The sequence below is a fragment of the Bdellovibrio bacteriovorus genome, from assembly GCF_001592735.1.
GTDB classification, from domain to species: domain Bacteria; phylum Bdellovibrionota; class Bdellovibrionia; order Bdellovibrionales; family Bdellovibrionaceae; genus Bdellovibrio; species Bdellovibrio bacteriovorus_D.
This window is the reverse complement of record NZ_LUKE01000004.1, coordinates 1-17,771: the sequence shown is the minus strand read 5'-3', so window position 1 is coordinate 17,771 and position 17,771 is coordinate 1. Positions and strand designations below refer to the sequence as shown.

Sequence of the window (17,771 nt, the reverse complement as noted above, 5' to 3'; positions counted from 1 at the left end):
AAAGGCTCCTCGAAGGAGCCTTTTTTATCCCGGCAGAGTCCAGCCAGAGAATCTTTGAACTTCGTCTGAGATATCGGCGCCCAGCTCGACATGGCGATAGCTTTGCGGGGAATCCCAGATCTTACGCACAAGCTTGTTCATAATGTCATGACCGGCCTTGTATAAAACCACGTGCCCCATCAATGGCATTTCTAATGTCACCAAATCACCCAAGGCATCAAGGGCCTTATGGCGCACAAATTCATCCGCCCATCGCAAGCCTTCAGGATTGACGACTTTTTCGTTATCGAGCACGACACAGTTATCAAGACTGCCGCCCTTAGCAAGCCCCCGGGATTGCAACATTTCAACATCTTTTAAAAATCCAAAAGTGCGGGCATTCGCGATATCGCGACCAAAAGAATGTTCGTTGATATCTAAATCAATGGTTTGTTTTCCGATCGTCGGATTCGGAAAATCAATTGTCACTGTTAAACGCAACCCATGATATGGAACCACGTAAGCGTGTTTTTCACCTTCGCTAAAATAAATCGGCTCGGTGATATAACAATACTTGCGCGGTTGATCTTGTTCAACCAAGCCTACATCTAGTAACGCATTTAAAAACATTTTAGCACTGCCATCACAGATCGGTATTTCCGGCCCATCAAGTTCGATAAAGATATTATCAATACGCAAAGCTGACAAAGCGGATACACAGTGTTCAATCGTGGCCACAGAAAACACCTCGCCGCCGATCGTGGTTTGATTGGTGGTGGCTTGAACATTGCGACCTGAAACTTTTAAAGAAGGGTTTCCCGGAAGATCGGCGCGAATAAAATAAACACCTGTATCTGGAGGTGCGGGACGAAAAGTTAATGAACAAGGCTCACCAGAGTGAATGCCGATTCCATGAACCACGGTTCTTTTACGAATAGTTTTTTGTAAGAACATACCCTAGAGAGTACTCGAATTAGGCGTTCTTCGCAATCCGCATCTGCCCGACGACTTCGCCCTTCCAGTTTTTCACTTCTGGCAACGTGTAAGGGGAAAGTGCGCGGAACTCAGCTTCAGTTAAGGCTCCCAGCTGCAATAAAATAGTTGCTGTCGCCACTTGGGCCGCCCTCCCCGCACCGTCCGAGGCTTTTATGGCAAAGGCCATACGTTTTTCCGGCAGAACACCGCACATCACGCCTTCGGCTCCAGACTTAATAATCGCCCGGCCTTGTGACTTTTCAATCACAGCTGTGACAAAATTGTCACTTCCCGCGACGTAATAAGGATGGCTTTTTACCGCATCTAAAATACGAATCGATGCCGCTTTGCGAGCCGCCGACTCTTTCGGTGAAATCAAAGACGACATCCCCACCGCCAACGCCTGCAAAGAAACTCCGTAAGTCGGAATCCCACAACCATCCACGCCATGGGCCACTTTCGAGTGATCCACTTTAATCGCTTCCGTGAGAGCTTTACGCAGTCGTTTTTGCGCGGGATGTTCGTACTTGTCGTAACCTTCAGGGTTTTCACCGAAGTGAAGACAGGTGGAAATAAGACCTAAATGTTTGCCGGCACAGTTATTACATAACGGTGTGGCCGCTTGCCCTCGACGAATCATCTCATGCGCACTTTTTTCATCGTAAGGCCAATGGGGACCACACACCAATTGCGATTCACGAATACCCGCCTTTTCCATCCACTGGGAAAGCGCGGAAATATGATCTTTTTCTCCGCGATGAGAACCACAAGCCAAAGCAATGTGCTTAGCTTCAAGATTAAATTTATCAGCCGCCCCGGATTCGATCAGCGGCAAGACTTGTAACATTTTAATAGCACTGCGTGGAAGTGTCAGAAAATTAGGATTTCCCCAGTATTGCGCCACCGAACCGTTTTCATTCACCACCACCGCCATCACTTGATGCAAGCTTTCGACAACAGGTCCTCGGGTGACTTCGACAACTAGGGGCGTCCTTGAGATCATATCCTTAACTCTCCGCTAAGACTGAATTCTTCGCATACTCCGTTACTACGCGACCCCTTTGTGTTTTCTGAATGAATCCTTCTTGAATTAAGAAAGGCTCGTAAACTTCTTCCAGCGTGTCCCGCTCTTCACTCAGGGCCGCAGCTATAGTATCAATACCTACCGGCCCTCCGTTATACTTTTCTTGGATCAGGCTCAAAATACGACGGTCCATAAGGTCTAATCCGAATTGGTCTACACCTAATTGGTTCAAAGCATACACGGCGATTTCTTTTGACACATTTCCATCGCCCTTCACTTGGGCATAATCGCGCACGCGCTTTAAAAGTCTGTTGGCCACACGCGGAGTTCCCCGCGAACGACGAGCGACTTCCTCAGCCCCTTGTTCATCAATGCCAACTTTTAAAATTTCCGCAGATCTCATCAAAATAGTCTGCAGTGATTTTTTGTCGTAAAATTGCAAACGCTCGACGATTCCAAAACGATCGCGGAAGGGCGCATTTAAAAGCCCCGCTCGCGTGGTAGCTCCCACCAACGTAAACGGAGCTAATTGAAACTTCATCGAACGCGCGCCTAAACCTTCCCCCGTCACGATATCGATGTAGTAATCTTCCATCGCGGTGTAAAGATATTCTTCCACGTGGCGGCTGAGGCGATGAATTTCATCGATGAACAAAACGGAGTTCGGCTTGAGCGAAGTTAAGATCGCCGCCAAATCGCCTTTTTTATCAATGGCGGGCGCAGAAGTCACCCGGATCTCTGCCCCCATGTCGTTGGCCAAAATTTTTGAAAGTGTTGTTTTACCTAATCCCGGCGGTCCACTTAAAAGAACATGATCCAGCGGCTCATTGCGAAATTTAGCTGCGGCCACAAAGACTTTTAATTTTTCTTTGACGTCGTCTTGACCCGGAAAGTCCTCGAACTTCTGCGGGCGCAATTCATTTTCCCAGGCCTTTTCGCCACCATCAAAGGTGTCACCTTCTAAGATGCGACTCATGACAAGTTACCTGATAAAGTTTGAAACCCCTTGCGCACGCCTTCTTCCAAAGAAATATCTAAGGGCAAGGTCGCGACAAATTGATCGACGTTTTGCGACTTGTAGCCCAGATTTAACAATGCCGACGTGATTTGCGTATGGGATTCTGATTTTGCTTTTTTTGCCGGGGTGCCGTCCTCGGCAGAAACCAATTTTCCTTTTAAAGTCAGAATGATTTGCTCCGCCGTTTTTTTGCCGACTTTGGGTAAGCTTGAAAGGCCTTTGGCATTGCCGTTTTCAATCATCTCTTGAATTTGCGCGGGCCTTCCGCCAGACAGAATGCTTAAAGCCATCTTCGGCCCCACGCCGTTCACTTTTAACAAAGACAAGAAAAGATTTTTTTCAATTTTGTCGTGAAAACCAAAAAGCTGTAAAGCATCTTCGCGCACATGGGTGTGCACCCACACGATGATGTCTTTTCCCAAAAGGCCTTCCATATCACTGAGCGTGTGTGAGGAGGCGTTGATTTCATAACCGACACCGGCCACATCAATCAAAGCGGTGTCGCCAACTTCAATAATTTTTCCGCGTAAATAACCAATCATATTTGCACCGCTCTTTGCATAACTCTTTGTTTCTTCATTTCAAAAGCATGATGGCACGCCATCGCCAAGGCATCAGAAGCATCAATACGATTGATCGCTTGGATTTTTAAAATCGCCTTTAGCACCGCTTGCACGTCTTCTTTGGAAGCGCCCCCGTTACCGGTGACACCTTTTTTGACGACCCGAGTGGCATATTCAAAAACTTCTGAATCCCCCAAGCCCGCTTCGTACATGATGACGCCGCGAGCGTGACCCAACTTAAAGGCACTGTCGGCGTTCTTACCTAAGAAGATTTTTTCAATCACGACTTGCTGAGGTTTGTACTTTGCCATCACCTCACGAAATGCCGATCCCAATTCTTTCATGCGACCTGCAAAACCCTGTTCTGCATCCAAAAGAATGACTCCGTGGCTGATATGTTCAATCCGATCGCGATCAACACGCAAAATACCAAAACCGGTGATGCGCGAACCAGGATCGACCCCAAGAATTGTCAGTGACATTAAAACTCCGTGCTGCCTGACTCCGACGAAGTCGGAGTGCTTACAGGAATCATTTTGGTTCTGAAGGTCTTGCTTAGTCAATAAATCTGCTTTAGGATTTTAAGTATGCGCTTGGAGATAACAAAACCTGCTGGGAACACGATGAAGATTGACGCGAGCACGGTCGAAAAATATCAAAAGATTTTGGAGAAAGATCCGAACTCTCAGGTTTTTGCGCCGCTCGCAGAGGCTTATCGAGAAATGGGACTGCTACCAGAAGCGCAAAAAGTTGTGACTGCCGGCGTTCAACGCCACCCGCAATTTGTGGGAGGATTGGTCACTTTTGCTCGCGTGTATCGTGATTTGAAACAACCACTTAAAGCGCTTGAGGCCTTAAAAACCGCTACCAGCTTAGCTTCAGAGAATATTTTAGCTCATCAATTGATGGGTGAAATTTATCTTTCCAGTAAAAAACCCAAAGAAGCTTTAAGAGCTTTCAAGATGGTTTTATTTTTAAACCCTCAGTCACAAATCGCGCAAAAAGCCGTGCAGAAATTAGAATCTTTGACGGCCGATGAATACGAAGAAGATGTTTTCTCGATGACGAAACTGCCTGAACTTCATGCAGAATCAACTGATTCGGTGGATTCATTAGACGCGTTAATGCTTGAGGAAACACCTGAAGTCGCGCCCGCAGAAGAAAAGATGGTGGTTAAACCTTTAGCCAACGACCGTCAAAAAGCCATGGAGCGCATGCTCTCATTGATTGATGCCTTTATTGTGCGCAACGATTTAGAGAAAGCTCACGCGCTTTTAAAAGACACGCGTTTAGAATTTGGCGAAAATGCAGAGATCCAAAGACGCATGAAGACGCTTCAAGTGCGATATAATGACTCTGATGACGCCACGCCCTTGCGTCCACTGCAACCTCGCGATCAAGTCATTCGTGAAAGAAAAATTGAAGTTCTTCAGATGATGCTTCGCAAAATAGAAGACTACCGCGGACTTGCCTAACAAAAACGCCTACTTGACCTAATACGACCCTTTGAGCATTATGACCCTTCTGTTAAATAACTGCTCTGGCCTCGCCAGAGTGCAAGCCAGTCACTTGAAGGATAATGCAATGTACGAAACGTCGGATTTTAAAAAAGGTCTTAAAATCATGGTTGAGGGGAAACCCTATGTGATCGTGGATTTCCAACACGTCAAACCAGGTAAAGGCAACCAGTTCACTCGCACCAAGCTAAGAAATCTTCTTACCAGCCAAAATCTTGAGTCGACTTTCAAATCAGGCGAGAAATTTGAAGTCCCCAACGTTGAAACTAAAGAGATGTCTTTCCTTTACAAGGACGACTCTGGTTACAATTTCATGTCTCAAGAGACTTTTGAACAAATCGCAATGTCTGAAGACGACCTGGGCGAATCTAAGTACTACTTAACTGAAAACTTGAAAGTCGTTATCTTGTTCTACAACGAAAAAGCCGTTGCTTGCGACGTGCCAAAAGCGGTGAATTTGACAGTGGCGCAAACAGATCCGGGCATCAAAGGTGACCGCGTGACAGGTGCGACAAAACCAGCCGTTATGGAAACAGGTCTTTCCGTAAACGTTCCTTTGCACATCAATGAAGGCGATGTTCTTCGTATTGACACCAGCGAAGGTGTTTACGTCGAGCGCGTTTCGCAAAAGTAGTTAACGCAAGATATTAAGTCTCCGCAACCACTCAAAAATATACCAAAATAACAAGGTGATTTTGGCATTGATTTGGAAGCGATTTGCGGAGGCTTTTTGTCAGCTTATATCGAGCTTGAAATTCAGAACTTACTTAACGAGACTTCCGATCTCGATGAAGTAGGTCAACGCCTGATTCAGCATCTTGAATCCTCCCTAGAAATTTCCGACGACAATCACTTCACCGCTGAAAATATTAATGCCCTTTCTCGATTTTTGCTGAAGAGCGAATCACCCAGCTTATTGATTGGTTTTGTTTTACGCCATTTAGATAAAAGCGATTTCAAAATTCCTTGGCCGTATTTTTTAGAAGCCCTGACCATGATGGGTTCGGAACTCAACGAAAAAACCCTGAATGCGCTCAGTGAAGGTATCAACGAAACGGACGGTCTTGATTTTGCGGCTCGCGCAAAAAATGCTCCGCCGCTTACGGAGCTGTCGCAACGACGTTCGGATCGTAAATATAAAATTCATAAAGATTATCTGAACAACAAACGCTTGCTTCTTGATCAACTGGTGACGTTACGTACGCAACAGCTTTTTGAACAAGAAAAAAATCTATTGCAACGTTTGCAAAAGCTTTACCCTGGCGATCGCGACATCCGCGACGAGGCCTCCGAATACAAACAAAGAAATGCGTTAGAGATCTTACAAAAGCGCTCCCCTAAAAATCGCTCTTTAAAGCTTGAGACTTTTACGCCTCAAGATCCCGCCGTTGAAATGGCGTTAGCGGCGTTAACTGAAAGCTTGTTAGATCACGCCGAAGCGCAACCCGAGATGGCGATTGATTTTGCGATCGCGCTTTTCATGCTAGAAAATTATGAAGGCGCACTGCAAGTCCTTTCTTATTATCCCGACGACACGGAATCCTTCATGTGGCTCCGCTTAGAAATTTTATTGCGAGCGCGCCACTACGTCGAGGTTTTAAACGATCTTGCCAGGGTGGAAGTGATTTTAGCGAGCGATCCCGAAACTTTTTTTGCGACAGCTTACTTAAGGGCGCAAGCCTTGTGGGGCTTAGGGCAAAAACATGCCGCCGTGGAAGTTCTTGAGGGCTTGATGGCTTCTCGTCCCCACTATCGTGCCGCCAGCGCACTTCTAAGTATCTGGAGTGCGCAGTGAGACGTGTGTTTTGGATTCTGATCACACCTCTAGCCGGGATATTAGTTTTGTGGTTGATCGGCAGCCAGTTTTTAGGTCCCAAATTAGAGTCCTGGATTTTAACCAAAGTTCAAACGTACTCCGAGGAATCCCTCCCCCTGACTTTACGCGCGGAAAGATTGCAGCTGCATCTATTCAAACCCTCATTAAGTGCTGAAGGTGTTGAGGTCATTCCTAAAGGCGAACTGGCTCAGTCCCTGAAGCCTATTCGCATCGGCAGCGTGCGAATTTTTTTAGATTTTTTCACTCTTCTGGGGGGCCGCGTTCACTTGTCGGCGGTGGTGGTGGACTCTCCGGAACTTGAATTGGACATCGATCCCCTTTTACAAAGTGATCAACCGGCCGCGGAGCTTCCGATAGATGAGATCTTCGCCCAAACAGAAAAAATTCCGTTGCAAAGACTTTTCTTACGCAACATCCAAGTCAAAGTGCTTTCTAAAAAATATAAAACGGAATCTGCCCTGCACAGTGGTGATCTGCTTGTCACCAATATGGGAAAAAATCTGACCCTCAAGGCCTCTGTTCCGTCCCTGCAAGTCGAGGTCGATAGAATAGGCAGCTTTGAAGGTTCTTTGGATACTCATTTGTATCTGACTCGCCAGTCTTTAAGAATTTTGCAATTAGGTGTGCGCCTTGATCAGTCGGAGCTTTTGGCGCGTGGTGAAATCAATCCGATAAGCCAAGTCACGATCAAACCCCAAGGGGTGTTGAACGTTTCTGGTAAACTTTCATTAAAAGATATTTATGAGGAAATGAAACGTTTGCGTCCCAAGCTAGAAGCGCCGGCATTTGCGGGACAACTGGATATGGAATCAGACATTCGCTTTAAAAGTCTTGAAGACATCCAAGCCAAAGCAGAAATCAAAACCCAAGATGTGATCGTCGGTCAGCTGCAAATGGGTAATGCCAGCATTCAAGGCGAATACAAGGACCGCATTGTTTCTCTTTCAGAAATCAAATTACAACATCCATCGGGAGAAGCGACGGTCACCCGATCGCAAATTTCTCTAAAAGATGAATATGCTTTTAAAGCCCAAGCCTCTGTGGCTCAGATGGATGTCCAAAAACTTTTTCATTCATTAAACTTAAACAATATCCCGGTGGGGATGAGCCTTTCAGGCACCGTGCCCTGTGAAGGGCATTTTTATCCTGAAATCGAAGTGACCTGCGATGACGTGCAAATCAGTGCCAAGAATTTGTGGGTTAAATCCGGTATGGATAAAAAAGCCACTTCCATCTTAGAACTTGATGGAATGAAAGCAGCGGGCCTGGTACAGATCTCGACAAAATCCGTTCGTTACTCTGCCGAAGTGGGTTTAGGCGATAATACCGGCACTAGCGATGGTATCATTGATTTTGATAAAGGTTTTAAGATCAACTATGCCACCAAGAAATTAGACTTTAAGAACGTCAAAAATCTAGCCAATCTGAAACTGCGTGGCAGTGCCGAAATTCAAGGTTCCACCTCGGGCGGCACCGATGCGGCGATCTTTGATATGTCCGCCAACGCCCGGGACTTCGTGTTTGAAGACTTCACTTTAGGAAACCTGATTGCCAACCTCCGCTATCGCGGCGGCACGTTGAATTTTGAGGAAATTGCGGGCGCTTTAAATAAAACCCAATATGTGGGTGATCTTTCGTTAGACTTAAATCACGACCGCCTTAGCGGTGAATTCAGTGTTCCTTCCGTCGACCTGGCGGATGTCTCGACCGTTTTTTCGCAAATCTTCACCCTGCCCTTCCCCGTACAAGGCCAAGGGGCCGCCAAAGCAAAAATCTCGGGTCCCCTTAATTTTTGGAAAATGGATTACAAACTTGAGTCCGCTTTCAAAAATGTTTTTATCGGACCTGAAAGCTTTGATGCTTTAACTTTCAATGTTTCAGCAGATGATGGAAACATCAAAACCGACAATGTAACCTTGATCAAAGGAGATGCCGTCTTAGGGTTGCGCGGGGGCATCAGCTCAGATCAAATGATGAATCTTTATGCCGATGGAAAAAACTTCCGCTTAGAGCAATCCGATATCATCAGCAAAATCAACTCTAGCCTCATCGGCAATTTGAATTTTTCAGCCGAACTTAAAGAATCCGTCAAAGATCCGCATATCGCGATCAAAGGTTCGATCACCGACACTTCGTTTAATGAACAAGACATTCCTAATTCAAACTTCATCTTGCAGGTGCGCAAAGACCTTTTGGGCGCCCAGGTCCATCTTTTCGGAGATCGAGTTCAAGGGGAAATCGAAGTTCCGTTTGAACAAAATCGCCGACCACTGACAATCAAGGTCAACACCAAGGAATGGAACTATTCGACCCTGCTGGGACTTTTCGGCGGCGCAAGTCTTGTCGGTGAGTATGACTCCGCCCTGACTTCGCAAATTGATTTGCGCTCAGAAAGCGGAAGTATTTTAAAATCCACTGGGCACATTAACGTCGATAAGTTTGAATTAAAGCGCGGCAACTTAAGCCTGACCAACCCTGCCCCGATGAAAATCAATATGAAAGATGGACTTACAAGCATTCAAGACTTCCGCTTGGTGGGTCCGAATGCTGATTTTTCTATTCGCGGATCTAATTTCACCGCCGAACGTCTCGACATGGATTTGAATCTGCAATCAGACATGCGTCTTTTCCAAATCTTTCTTCCTTTCTTAGAAGACCTAGGTGGCGGCATTAATATTTCTACCAAGATGTCCGGCGCGTGGAATAAGCCTTCTATTTTGGGGAACCTCAGCAGCCGTAATGTTTTTTTAAAAATCAAAGGCTTGCCACATCCCATTGAGCGCTTAAATACGGAGGTCGTCTTTTCCCAAAGCCGAATCTTGGTGAGCTCCGTCCGCGGGGTGATGGCCGGCGGAACACTTTCCGGCGACGGTGGAATTTTAATTAACGGCATTCGCGATTTACCGACTTCAATTCGTTTGCGCTTGGATGGAGTCACCTTTAATGTTCCCGATAAAGTTCGTAGCAGCGGTAATGCGGATCTGCTTTTCGCGGGCCGTTGGTTCCCATTCACCCTTTCCGGGACCTATTACATTTCAAATGCTTTGATGGAAAAAGAAATCACCGAGGGTTCGGGTGGCGTCACGGGTGTGCGTCAAAGCATGTATTTACCTAAGTTCATCCGCGAAAGTCAGTTCGAGCCGGTGATCTTAGATTTGCAGCTGATTTTAGAAAACAACATCGCGGTCAAGAACTCTCTTTTAGATGGTTCGGTGTCCGGAAATCTTCAAGTGAAGGGACCTCCAGGAAATCCGGTGCTTTTAGGTCGTATCACCACCGACCGAAATACCAAGCTGATCGTTAAAGATCGCGTTTTTGAAATTCAAAGTGGTGTGATTGATTTTAATGATCCCGATGAGATCAATCCGAACCTTTATATCACCGCGATCACGCGCGTAAATGAATACGATGTCACGGTCGTCGCTCAGGGGACCGCCAAAAACTTAACCATCCGTTTTTCAAGTATTCCGCCATTGCCAGAAAATGATATTATTTCGTTGATCGCTTTAGGCGTTATCACGTCGTCTAAAGATCAAAACCTGCAAGGTGGTCAGTCCGAAAAAGTGGGGGCGGAAATTGGGGGCGCGGTTTTGGCAGCACCGATTAACAAACAACTTGAAGCCACCGGCTTTAACGTCGCCGTCACTCAGCAATACGATTCTTACCGCAGCGTCAGCGTCCCGAAAATCACTTTAAGTCGACGCCTCACTGACAAGGTAAAAATCATTGGCAGTCGTCCCGTGGGTGATTCGCAGTCTTACGACGTGCGTATGGAATATCAAATTAACAGCAACTATACGGCCGTAGGCTCTTTTGAAAGTCGCGGTAATGACAACACGTCCACCGGATTAGGACAAAGCACGGAAACTACGACCGGGGCTCAAGAAAATATTTTCGGTTTGGACTTAGAGTTTAAGAGGGAGTTTAAATAATGCGTAACATCCCTCTGCGTTCGCTTATACTTATTTTTGCCAGCAGCTTTATCTTAAGCACCCCTGCTTTTGCTAAAAAAGTTTTAAGCATGGCTAATATTCCGCCTGAAGTGCAAGAAGATCTTGAAAAACGCTTCCCGGGCATCGGCAAAGACCGCATGACTTTAGATCAAGTCGATAACGTCATTCGCTATTTGCAAATGCGCCCGCAATTTGAAATGGTGCGCGTTTACGATGAAGATCGCACTTATAAGCTTGAATTCTTAACGACCAAAAAGATTTCTAAGGTTCAGTTCCTTAACTTTGCAAGTCTGTCGGCCTCCGAAGTCGAAAGCGTCTTTGAAGTGAAGGCGGGGGACGTCTTTGATCAACAGAGCTTGATTGAAGGCGGCGAAAGACTGCGCCAAATTTACCGTTCCCGCGGATTTTTAAATGCTTCGATCGATATTGAGATGCCTCCAGAAAGCGAAAGCCTGGTGGGAGTCTTAGTGCGAGCGACTGAAAATCGCCAGACTCATATTCGCAATATCATCCTGCAAAGTGCCAACGAAGATTTAAATCGCAGCATGGCAAAAGAGCTCAGTTCATTCTTGAATGATGCTTACACCGATAACATCGTCGGCGCCATCCAAAAAGACGCCCGCGAGTTTTTAAGAAAAAACCGTTATGTTCGTGCCGATATCATAGGTCCAGAAATGCAATACAGCAGCGATGAGGGCGAAGTGACCTTGTACTTCCGCTTAGAGCGCACGGAAAAATATGTATTTGATTATTTGGGAATCCGCTTTCTTAAAGACCGCGACATCAAAGACGCCTTGGATTTGGATAACTTCTATACCGCAAATCCGTCTGTCGCGACCGAGTTGGCGCAAAAAATCCGCAATTACTATCTGGCTCAAGGACATGCCCGAGTCGAGGTCAAAGCGGAAGAGACCGAAGGTCGTCGTCCGTTTGAGCGTAAAGTGGCTTTTACCATTGATGAAGGCCCGCGCATTAAGATTGAAGAAATCTCGATCAAAGGTCGCTTTAGCCGCAAAGAGGACTATTACGTTCGTCAAATTCGCGAACACAGTTCAGACATTGTCAATTCTGGCTTTTATAATAAAGACGATATCGATGTTGGTCTTAAAAATCTGGTTCTGCAAATGCAGAATAACGGCTACCTGCAAGCTAAAATTCTTTCCACCCGCACCCAGTACAACAAAGATAAAGACAAGGTCTCATTGTTTGTAAATATCGATGAAGGTCCTCAGACCATCGTGGAATCTGTCACCTTTAACGGCAATCAATCTTATAGCACTGAAGAACTGCTAAATGTCGTGCGGATTCGACCGGGGCCCCTGCGCTTAAATCAAATTGAAACCGCGATCGCCCGCTTAAAAGAATTTTATGCGGAAAATGGTTATATCGAAATGATTTTGCTCAATGAAAAGCAAGATCTTGTCACTTACGACGAAACGACCACCAAAGCCTCGATGCAGTTCAAAATTTTTGAAGGTCCTAAGGTCAGCGTGGCCTCGATCGTTATCGAAGGCAATACCTTCACCAAAGAATACGTTATCCGTAAAGAGCTTGAGTTTGATACGGGAGATATTTTAACTCCTTCTAAAACCGAAGAGTCGATCGCCCGCTTACAAAGAACCGGCTTTTTTGGGTCCGTGGATATCCGCACCGTTGAAGCTAAATCAAATACTGCGGCCCGCACCGTTTTAATTAAAGTCACCGAACGTGATCCGGGTGTTTTCACTTTAGGCGGTGGTGCGACCAATGAACGAACTTTAACTTTACGTGGGTATATCGGGGTTTCTTACCGCAATTTGCTTGGCACCGGTCGTGGAGTTTCTTTACGTTTACAAGGTAACTATAACGTCACCGACATTCGTTACCCTGAAAGCCGTGTCGTACTTGGTTATTTAGAGCCTTATATCTTTGACACCCGTATTCGCGGGCGCTTGAATCTGACCCGATCTGCGTCAATCACCGATTACGATAAGAAAAAAGTCAGCCAAGTTAATGCTTCGACCGTTTCACTTGAACAGGATTTTACGTCGCATATTTTAGGAACTTGGGATGTTTGGTCTTTAGCCACCATCCGCGACTATGGCTTGGATTCGGGCATCTATAACAACGATCAAACCCAAGTGATTGGGGCGACCGGACCGACTTTGGATTTGGATTTCCGTGACAGTCCATTCAACCCCACACGCGGCACCTTCACACGTTGGAGTGCGGAATACTCTTCACCGGCTTTAGGCAGCACAAGTACAAATGATTACGAAATTGAATACTGGCGTACCACTTTAAACTTCACGCACTATTGGAATGTCGGACGTTTGCAACGCCAGCCCGTCGTATGGGCAAATCAATTGCGTGGCGGATATTTGAAAAGTCTTTCCACTCGCGCCAACGGAGGCGTTCCTTGGGATAAAAAAGGTTTTACGCTGGGTGGTCTTTCCACCGTGCGCGGCTTTCAGGCCGGCACGCAAGACGTCTTCCCGAATGATGCCGACTTAGGCGTTGGCCCTAATCAACCGCCTTACACTCTGAAAACGGAATCCACCATGTATATGATTAAGTCGGAATTGCGTTTGCCTGTTTACGGAAACTTAGGCGGAGCACTTTTTTATGATGGCGGTTCGGTGCAAATAGAAGGTGTGGAATTTGCCGATAGCTATCGGGACTCCGTGGGATTTGGTTTCCGCTATAACACTCCGGTAGGTCCCGTCAGTTTTGACGTGGCTTGGAAACTTGACATGCGCCCCGGTGAGGCTCCGTTATATTACTACTTGTCGGTCGGCACGTTCTAAGGGGCGGCAAGCTACCAAGCTGGAAATCGCCACGATCTTTCCCCCGCGAACCAGCGGGGCCACATGCATTCCATCACAGAATATTTCTAAGCGTTCTAATGAAAGACGTTCTTTGATCGTATGCGAACCAAAAAGCAAAGACTCTTTGGCGTTTCCCTCGCTCACCATCTTTTCAATTTGCCCGAACATGTTTTCCGAAAAATCTTCGGGACGTTCGTAAAGATCATGCCAAGGGCGGCAGTAGATATCTTCTAAGGTGTAACTTGTGAGCTCAAAATAATTAAAGGTTCTAAAAAGCTGAAGACCCTTTAAAGAGTAAAATTCAACCACGACATCTATATCATAAGCTCGTAATTGAAACTCCGGGTGAGGCTCAACCCCAAAATAATTGAGTGCGGTCTTTACGAAAAACTCGGCATCTTTTAAAGACTTTCCCTGCAGTAACACTCTTTTGACGGCACTCAGAAAATGCTTAAGTCCGGAGATGGTTTCACGCTGCTGCTCATCACTCATTTTACGGAAATAAAACATCTGAGGGTCAGAATAAGGACGGACGACCACGCCTTCCTTTTCCAAAAAGGACGCCAGCTCTTCGGTGAGTTTTTTAAATATTTCCCGTGTCGACATCGCAGAGCTCAATAACCCATCCCCAAGAACAAAAAGAGCCCCAAAATATGGGGCTCTAAAGAACTTAAATTGTCGCTCAATTTAGAAGAAAATTAACGAGCGCGGCTGCTAGCAAATTTGCGGCGCAAATCTTGAGTCACTTCTTGAATCGTGGCATTCAATGTCACTTCAAAAAGATCTTCGGCAGACACTTTGTAAAGTTCACCCAATTTTTTCAAAGCATTGATTGGCGGATGAGATACACCACGTTCCCAGTTAGAAATAAATTGTGGAGTTGAATATCCTAATTTATCAGCGACATCTCTTTGAGATAAGCCAGCTGCAACGCGTTTCTGCTTTAAAAAATCAGCTAACATATTTTTTTGTCTCATGCGCCTCCCTAGTATTAATCTATCTTAATCATTATAATATCATCATGACAAGCAATCTCAAGCCATGAATTGATATAACGAAGTAACTAAATTACTTCCTGTTTTTTTGCAAATATATTTTTTAAGGCAATCAAAAACTTGTTTTATTGCATGAAGAGGGCGCAACAAAAGTATGAGTAAAACTTCAAATTCTTGGGAAGAACAATTTAAAATCACAAGTCTGCTGGTCAATCCCCTGGGAAGACTGGGCCTTTTTGGATTGCTTAATCTGCTGCAAGAAACGGCGTGGATGCATGCAGAAAAATTTGGCTTCGGAATGAAAGACATGGAAAGCCAAGGACTGTTTTGGGTGTTAACTCGTCAGACCGTGGAGATTTCAAAATGGCCCTCATTTGGTAACGAAGTTCACATTCGCACTTGGTTGCGGCCGCCAGAGGGCGCATTTGTTACGCGTGACTTTACAATTCTTGATTCGAATAAACAGGAGATTGGCAAGGCAACCACCAGCTGGCTTGCCCTAGATCGTCACACTCGCAAGATCTTGCCTATTCAAAAACTTCGCAACTGGGAAGACATCACCTCCACCGAAAACACCGGACTGTCGACAGATAAAATTTCGGTGGCAGGCGCATACACCAAATTAGCTAAGTACCGAGTGCGAAATTCCGATTTAGACATCAATCAACATGTCAACAATACCAAATATGCACAATGGATCTTAGATTCCATTCCCTACTCTTTACATAAAGGATTGAGGCTTAAATCTTATACCGTCAATTTTCTGGCTGAAACCCACCTAGGCGACGAAGTTCAAATAGACCGCGCCGAAAATTCATGTGATCCTGAAACTACGAACCAAGGTGCAAGCACCTATCGTGGGATTTGTGTTGAAGATCAACGAATTCTATTTACGGCCAAGATGAATTGGGAGAAGCAACATGAATAAATTAGTTCCCTTTCAAAAAAATACTTCGGCGGATAAGTTTCAGATCCAGGCCCGCTTTGTGCAAAAAAGTCCCTTCGAGATCCACCTTGAATTTCTGCTTCAAGGTCCTATAAGCCAAATGCTCTGCCCGCCCCCGGAAGAACCCTCGCGCCAAGACGAACTGTGGAAAAGCACCTGTTTAGAGGCCTTCTTCGGCCAAAAAGGCGGCGCTTACTTAGAGATCAATTGCTCACCAAGTGGGCATTGGAACGCCTATGAGTTTGAATCTTATCGCAAGGGTATGCGACGCGCAGAGCATATCACCGTGCGTCTGACTCGCCTGGAAAAAGATGATCAAGAGGCGAGATTTTTTGTCCAAGTGATCAGCGAAAAAGAGTTCGCGCTCTCTCAAGTAGGTTTAACCATGGTTTTTGAGTCCACAAATCATGAAAAAAGCTATTGGGCTCTTCGCCATCCCGCGCCCCAAGCGGATTTTCATAATGCCGAAGCTTGGACCTTACCCGCGACGCACTGAGCGAACTCTTTGATTCCCTACCTATTCTTGACCCTTTCAGAGCTGCAAGATAGCTTGTTTTCCATTGCAAAAGCTATCTATGACCGAGGAAAGGGTTTCAAATGAAGAAGCACGTAGTTCGTGTATATCCATCTAAAGAAAAATTAGACCGCAAGGATCAACTGGCTTGGAAAATTGCAGAAATTGCTTCTGACAATGCTCCGATCAAAGCGGATGTTGTCGATATGATCATCAACCGTATCATCGACAACGCTTCCGTCGCGATCGCAGCGGCGAATCGTCGTCCGGTGGCTTCAGCGCGTGCCATGGCTTTAGCTCATCCTCGCAACGGTGGTGCGACTGTTTTCGGTATGCCTAATGATCAAAAATTTGACTGTGAATGGGCGGCATGGGCCAACGGAACTGCGGTTCGTGAATTGGACTTCCATGATACTTACTTAGCTGCGGATTACTCTCACCCGGGTGACAATATTCCACCTATCTTAGCGGTGGCCCAACAAATGGGTAAAAACGGGAAAGAACTTTTGAAAGGTCTTGTCACTGGTTACGAAGTTCACGTGGATCTTGTAAAAGCCATCTGTCTTCATAAACACAAAAAAGATCATATTGCTCACTTGTGCCCAGCTCAAGCGGCCGGCATCGGGACTTTGTTGAATCTTCCAACGGAAACAATCTTGCAAGCCGTGCAACAAGCGGTGCACGTGTCTTTCACGACTCGTCAATCACGCAAGGGTGAAATCTCTTCTTGGAAAGCTTACGCCCCCGCACACGCCGGTAAACTAGCCGTTGAGGCGGTGGACCGTGTTATGCGTGGCGAAGGTGCTCCCTCACCCATCTATGAAGGCGAAGATTCAGTGATCGCTTACATGCTGGACGGTAAAGACGGAAAATACGAAGTTCCGCTTCCAGAAGTGGGCGAAGAAAAGCGCGCTATCTTGGAAACTTATACCAAAGAACATTCCGCGGAATACCAATCTCAAGCACTGATCGACTTGGCTCGCAAAATGAAGCCATTGATCAAAAACTTTGATGACATCAAAGACATCGTGATCCACACGTCTCATCACACACACTATGTGATCGGTACCGGGGCCAATGATCCACAAAAAATGGATCCAAATGCATCTCGCGAAACTTTGGATCACTCGATCATGTATATCTTCGCGGTGGCTCTTCAAGATGGCACTTGGCACCACGTTAACTCATACGCTCCAGAGCGTGCGAAACGTCCAGACACGGTGGCTTTGTGGCATAAAATTTCAACCGTTGAAGATAAACAATGGACGGCTTGGTACCACGAAACGGATCCAGATAAAAAACGCTTCGGTGGCCGTGTAGAAATCACGATGAAAGATGGAACTAAAATCGTGGATGAACTCGGTGTCGCAGATGCGCATCCAGCGGGCGCAAGACCTTTCAAACGTGCGGACTACATCCGTAAGTTTGACACTTTGACTGAAGGAATCATCACTAAGCAAGAACGTGATCGTTTCATCGGTCTTTGTGAGCGTTTAGAATCTTTGACGGCAGAAGAAGTTCAACAATTGAACGTTCAAATTCCGATCGATAAACTTGTGAACAACAAAAGAGACAACAAAGGGATCTTCTAGATCTTTTTCGTAGCCTCTTCGAGCGCGGACGCTTGCTGGAAGAGGGAGCTT

15 protein-coding genes are annotated in these 17,771 nt (G+C 46.0%); 8 read left to right on the top strand and 7 right to left on the bottom strand.

Features of this window, described 5'->3' with window-relative positions:
* Positions 1-24 precede the first annotated feature (24 nt).
* The 5 genes from lpxC to ruvC are packed head-to-tail and all read right to left on the bottom strand — an operon-like array spanning position 25 to position 4,041.
* Positions 25-933, bottom strand: coding sequence for a UDP-3-O-acyl-N-acetylglucosamine deacetylase (lpxC, locus tag AZI86_RS15190; RefSeq protein ID WP_061836138.1), 909 nt, complete (start codon positions 931-933; stop codon positions 25-27).
* A 19-nt stretch (positions 934-952) separates the two neighbouring features.
* On the bottom strand, positions 953-1,957 hold the full coding sequence (locus AZI86_RS15185; protein ID WP_061836137.1) for an asparaginase: 1,005 nt from the start codon (positions 1,955-1,957) through the stop codon (positions 953-955).
* A gap of 4 nt (positions 1,958-1,961) precedes the next feature.
* Positions 1,962-2,954 carry a Holliday junction branch migration DNA helicase RuvB gene (ruvB, locus tag AZI86_RS15180; RefSeq protein WP_061836136.1) on the bottom strand — a complete coding sequence of 331 codons (993 nt, stop codon included), beginning with the start codon at positions 2,952-2,954 and terminating at the stop codon, positions 1,962-1,964.
* The gene (ruvA, locus tag AZI86_RS15175; RefSeq protein WP_061836135.1) at positions 2,951-3,538 is read right to left on the bottom strand and encodes a Holliday junction branch migration protein RuvA; all 588 of its coding nucleotides are present in this window, start codon (positions 3,536-3,538) and stop codon (positions 2,951-2,953) included. The genes ruvB and ruvA overlap by 4 nt, the downstream gene beginning before the upstream one ends.
* Complete coding sequence (gene ruvC, locus AZI86_RS15170; RefSeq protein WP_061836134.1) at positions 3,535-4,041, bottom strand: crossover junction endodeoxyribonuclease RuvC; 507 nt, start codon at positions 4,039-4,041, stop codon at positions 3,535-3,537. Before ruvC ends, ruvA begins: the two co-directional genes overlap by 4 nt.
* Before the next feature lie 141 nt (positions 4,042-4,182).
* On the opposite strand from ruvC, the gene AZI86_RS15165 reads away from it, so the two are divergent.
* The 5 genes from AZI86_RS15165 to AZI86_RS15145 all read left to right on the top strand — a co-directional run bounded on the left by AZI86_RS15165 (position 4,183) and on the right by AZI86_RS15145 (position 13,652).
* Positions 4,183-5,034: a hypothetical protein gene (locus tag AZI86_RS15165; protein ID WP_061836301.1), complete on the top strand. Its 852-nt coding sequence runs from the start codon at positions 4,183-4,185 to the stop codon at positions 5,032-5,034.
* A 109-nt stretch (positions 5,035-5,143) separates the two neighbouring features.
* Positions 5,144-5,710, top strand: coding sequence for an elongation factor P (efp, locus tag AZI86_RS15160; protein WP_061836133.1), 567 nt, complete (start codon positions 5,144-5,146; stop codon positions 5,708-5,710).
* A 96-nt stretch (positions 5,711-5,806) separates the two neighbouring features.
* Positions 5,807-6,871, top strand: a complete 1,065-nt coding sequence (locus AZI86_RS15155; protein ID WP_061836300.1) for a hypothetical protein — start codon at positions 5,807-5,809, stop codon at positions 6,869-6,871.
* A complete protein-coding gene (locus AZI86_RS15150) occupies positions 6,868-10,845 on the top strand; it encodes a translocation/assembly module TamB domain-containing protein (protein WP_061836132.1) in 3,978 nt (1,325 codons plus the stop codon). The genes AZI86_RS15155 and AZI86_RS15150 overlap by 4 nt, the downstream gene beginning before the upstream one ends.
* Positions 10,845-13,652 carry a POTRA domain-containing protein gene (locus tag AZI86_RS15145; RefSeq protein ID WP_061836131.1) on the top strand — a complete coding sequence of 936 codons (2,808 nt, stop codon included), beginning with the start codon at positions 10,845-10,847 and terminating at the stop codon, positions 13,650-13,652. The genes AZI86_RS15150 and AZI86_RS15145 overlap by 1 nt, the downstream gene beginning before the upstream one ends.
* On the opposite strand, the gene AZI86_RS15140 is transcribed toward AZI86_RS15145, so the two are convergent.
* On the bottom strand, positions 13,620-14,279 hold the full coding sequence (locus tag AZI86_RS15140) for a hypothetical protein (protein WP_061836130.1): 660 nt from the start codon (positions 14,277-14,279) through the stop codon (positions 13,620-13,622). The genes AZI86_RS15145 and AZI86_RS15140 overlap by 33 nt on opposite strands.
* Before the next feature lie 92 nt (positions 14,280-14,371).
* Complete coding sequence (locus tag AZI86_RS15135; RefSeq protein ID WP_061836129.1) at positions 14,372-14,650, bottom strand: helix-turn-helix domain-containing protein; 279 nt, start codon at positions 14,648-14,650, stop codon at positions 14,372-14,374.
* A gap of 172 nt (positions 14,651-14,822) precedes the next feature.
* Here AZI86_RS15135 and AZI86_RS15130 point away from each other — a divergent pair, with 172 nt between their 5' ends.
* The 3 genes from AZI86_RS15130 to AZI86_RS15120 all read left to right on the top strand — a co-directional run bounded on the left by AZI86_RS15130 (position 14,823) and on the right by AZI86_RS15120 (position 17,720).
* Positions 14,823-15,596: an acyl-[acyl-carrier-protein] thioesterase gene (locus AZI86_RS15130; protein WP_081111963.1), complete on the top strand. Its 774-nt coding sequence runs from the start codon at positions 14,823-14,825 to the stop codon at positions 15,594-15,596.
* Positions 15,589-16,110 (top strand): DOMON-like domain-containing protein, encoded by a 522-nt coding sequence (locus AZI86_RS15125; RefSeq protein WP_061836128.1) that lies wholly within the window; start codon positions 15,589-15,591, stop codon positions 16,108-16,110. Before AZI86_RS15130 ends, AZI86_RS15125 begins: the two co-directional genes overlap by 8 nt.
* 101 nt (positions 16,111-16,211) lie before the next feature.
* On the top strand, positions 16,212-17,720 hold the full coding sequence (locus tag AZI86_RS15120; protein WP_061836127.1) for an MmgE/PrpD family protein: 1,509 nt from the start codon (positions 16,212-16,214) through the stop codon (positions 17,718-17,720).
* Positions 17,721-17,771 lie beyond the last annotated feature (51 nt).

Coding starts and splice junctions, on each gene's coding strand:
- lpxC (WP_061836138.1), bottom strand. CDS start 933: ATGTTCTTACAAAAAACTATTCGTAAAAGAACCGTGGTTCATGGAATC.
- AZI86_RS15185 (WP_061836137.1), bottom strand. CDS start 1,957: ATGATCTCAAGGACGCCCCTAGTTGTCGAAGTCACCCGAGGACCTGTT.
- ruvB (WP_061836136.1), bottom strand. CDS start 2,954: ATGAGTCGCATCTTAGAAGGTGACACCTTTGATGGTGGCGAAAAGGCC.
- ruvA (WP_061836135.1), bottom strand. CDS start 3,538: ATGATTGGTTATTTACGCGGAAAAATTATTGAAGTTGGCGACACCGCT.
- ruvC (WP_061836134.1), bottom strand. CDS start 4,041: ATGTCACTGACAATTCTTGGGGTCGATCCTGGTTCGCGCATCACCGGT.
- AZI86_RS15165 (WP_061836301.1), top strand. CDS start 4,183: ATGAAGATTGACGCGAGCACGGTCGAAAAATATCAAAAGATTTTGGAG.
- efp (WP_061836133.1), top strand. CDS start 5,144: ATGTACGAAACGTCGGATTTTAAAAAAGGTCTTAAAATCATGGTTGAG.
- AZI86_RS15145 (WP_061836131.1), top strand. CDS start 10,845: ATGCGTAACATCCCTCTGCGTTCGCTTATACTTATTTTTGCCAGCAGC.
- AZI86_RS15140 (WP_061836130.1), bottom strand. CDS start 14,279: ATGTCGACACGGGAAATATTTAAAAAACTCACCGAAGAGCTGGCGTCC.
- AZI86_RS15135 (WP_061836129.1), bottom strand. CDS start 14,650: ATGAGACAAAAAAATATGTTAGCTGATTTTTTAAAGCAGAAACGCGTT.
- AZI86_RS15130 (WP_081111963.1), top strand. CDS start 14,823: ATGAGTAAAACTTCAAATTCTTGGGAAGAACAATTTAAAATCACAAGT.
- AZI86_RS15125 (WP_061836128.1), top strand. CDS start 15,589: ATGAATAAATTAGTTCCCTTTCAAAAAAATACTTCGGCGGATAAGTTT.
- AZI86_RS15120 (WP_061836127.1), top strand. CDS start 16,212: ATGAAGAAGCACGTAGTTCGTGTATATCCATCTAAAGAAAAATTAGAC.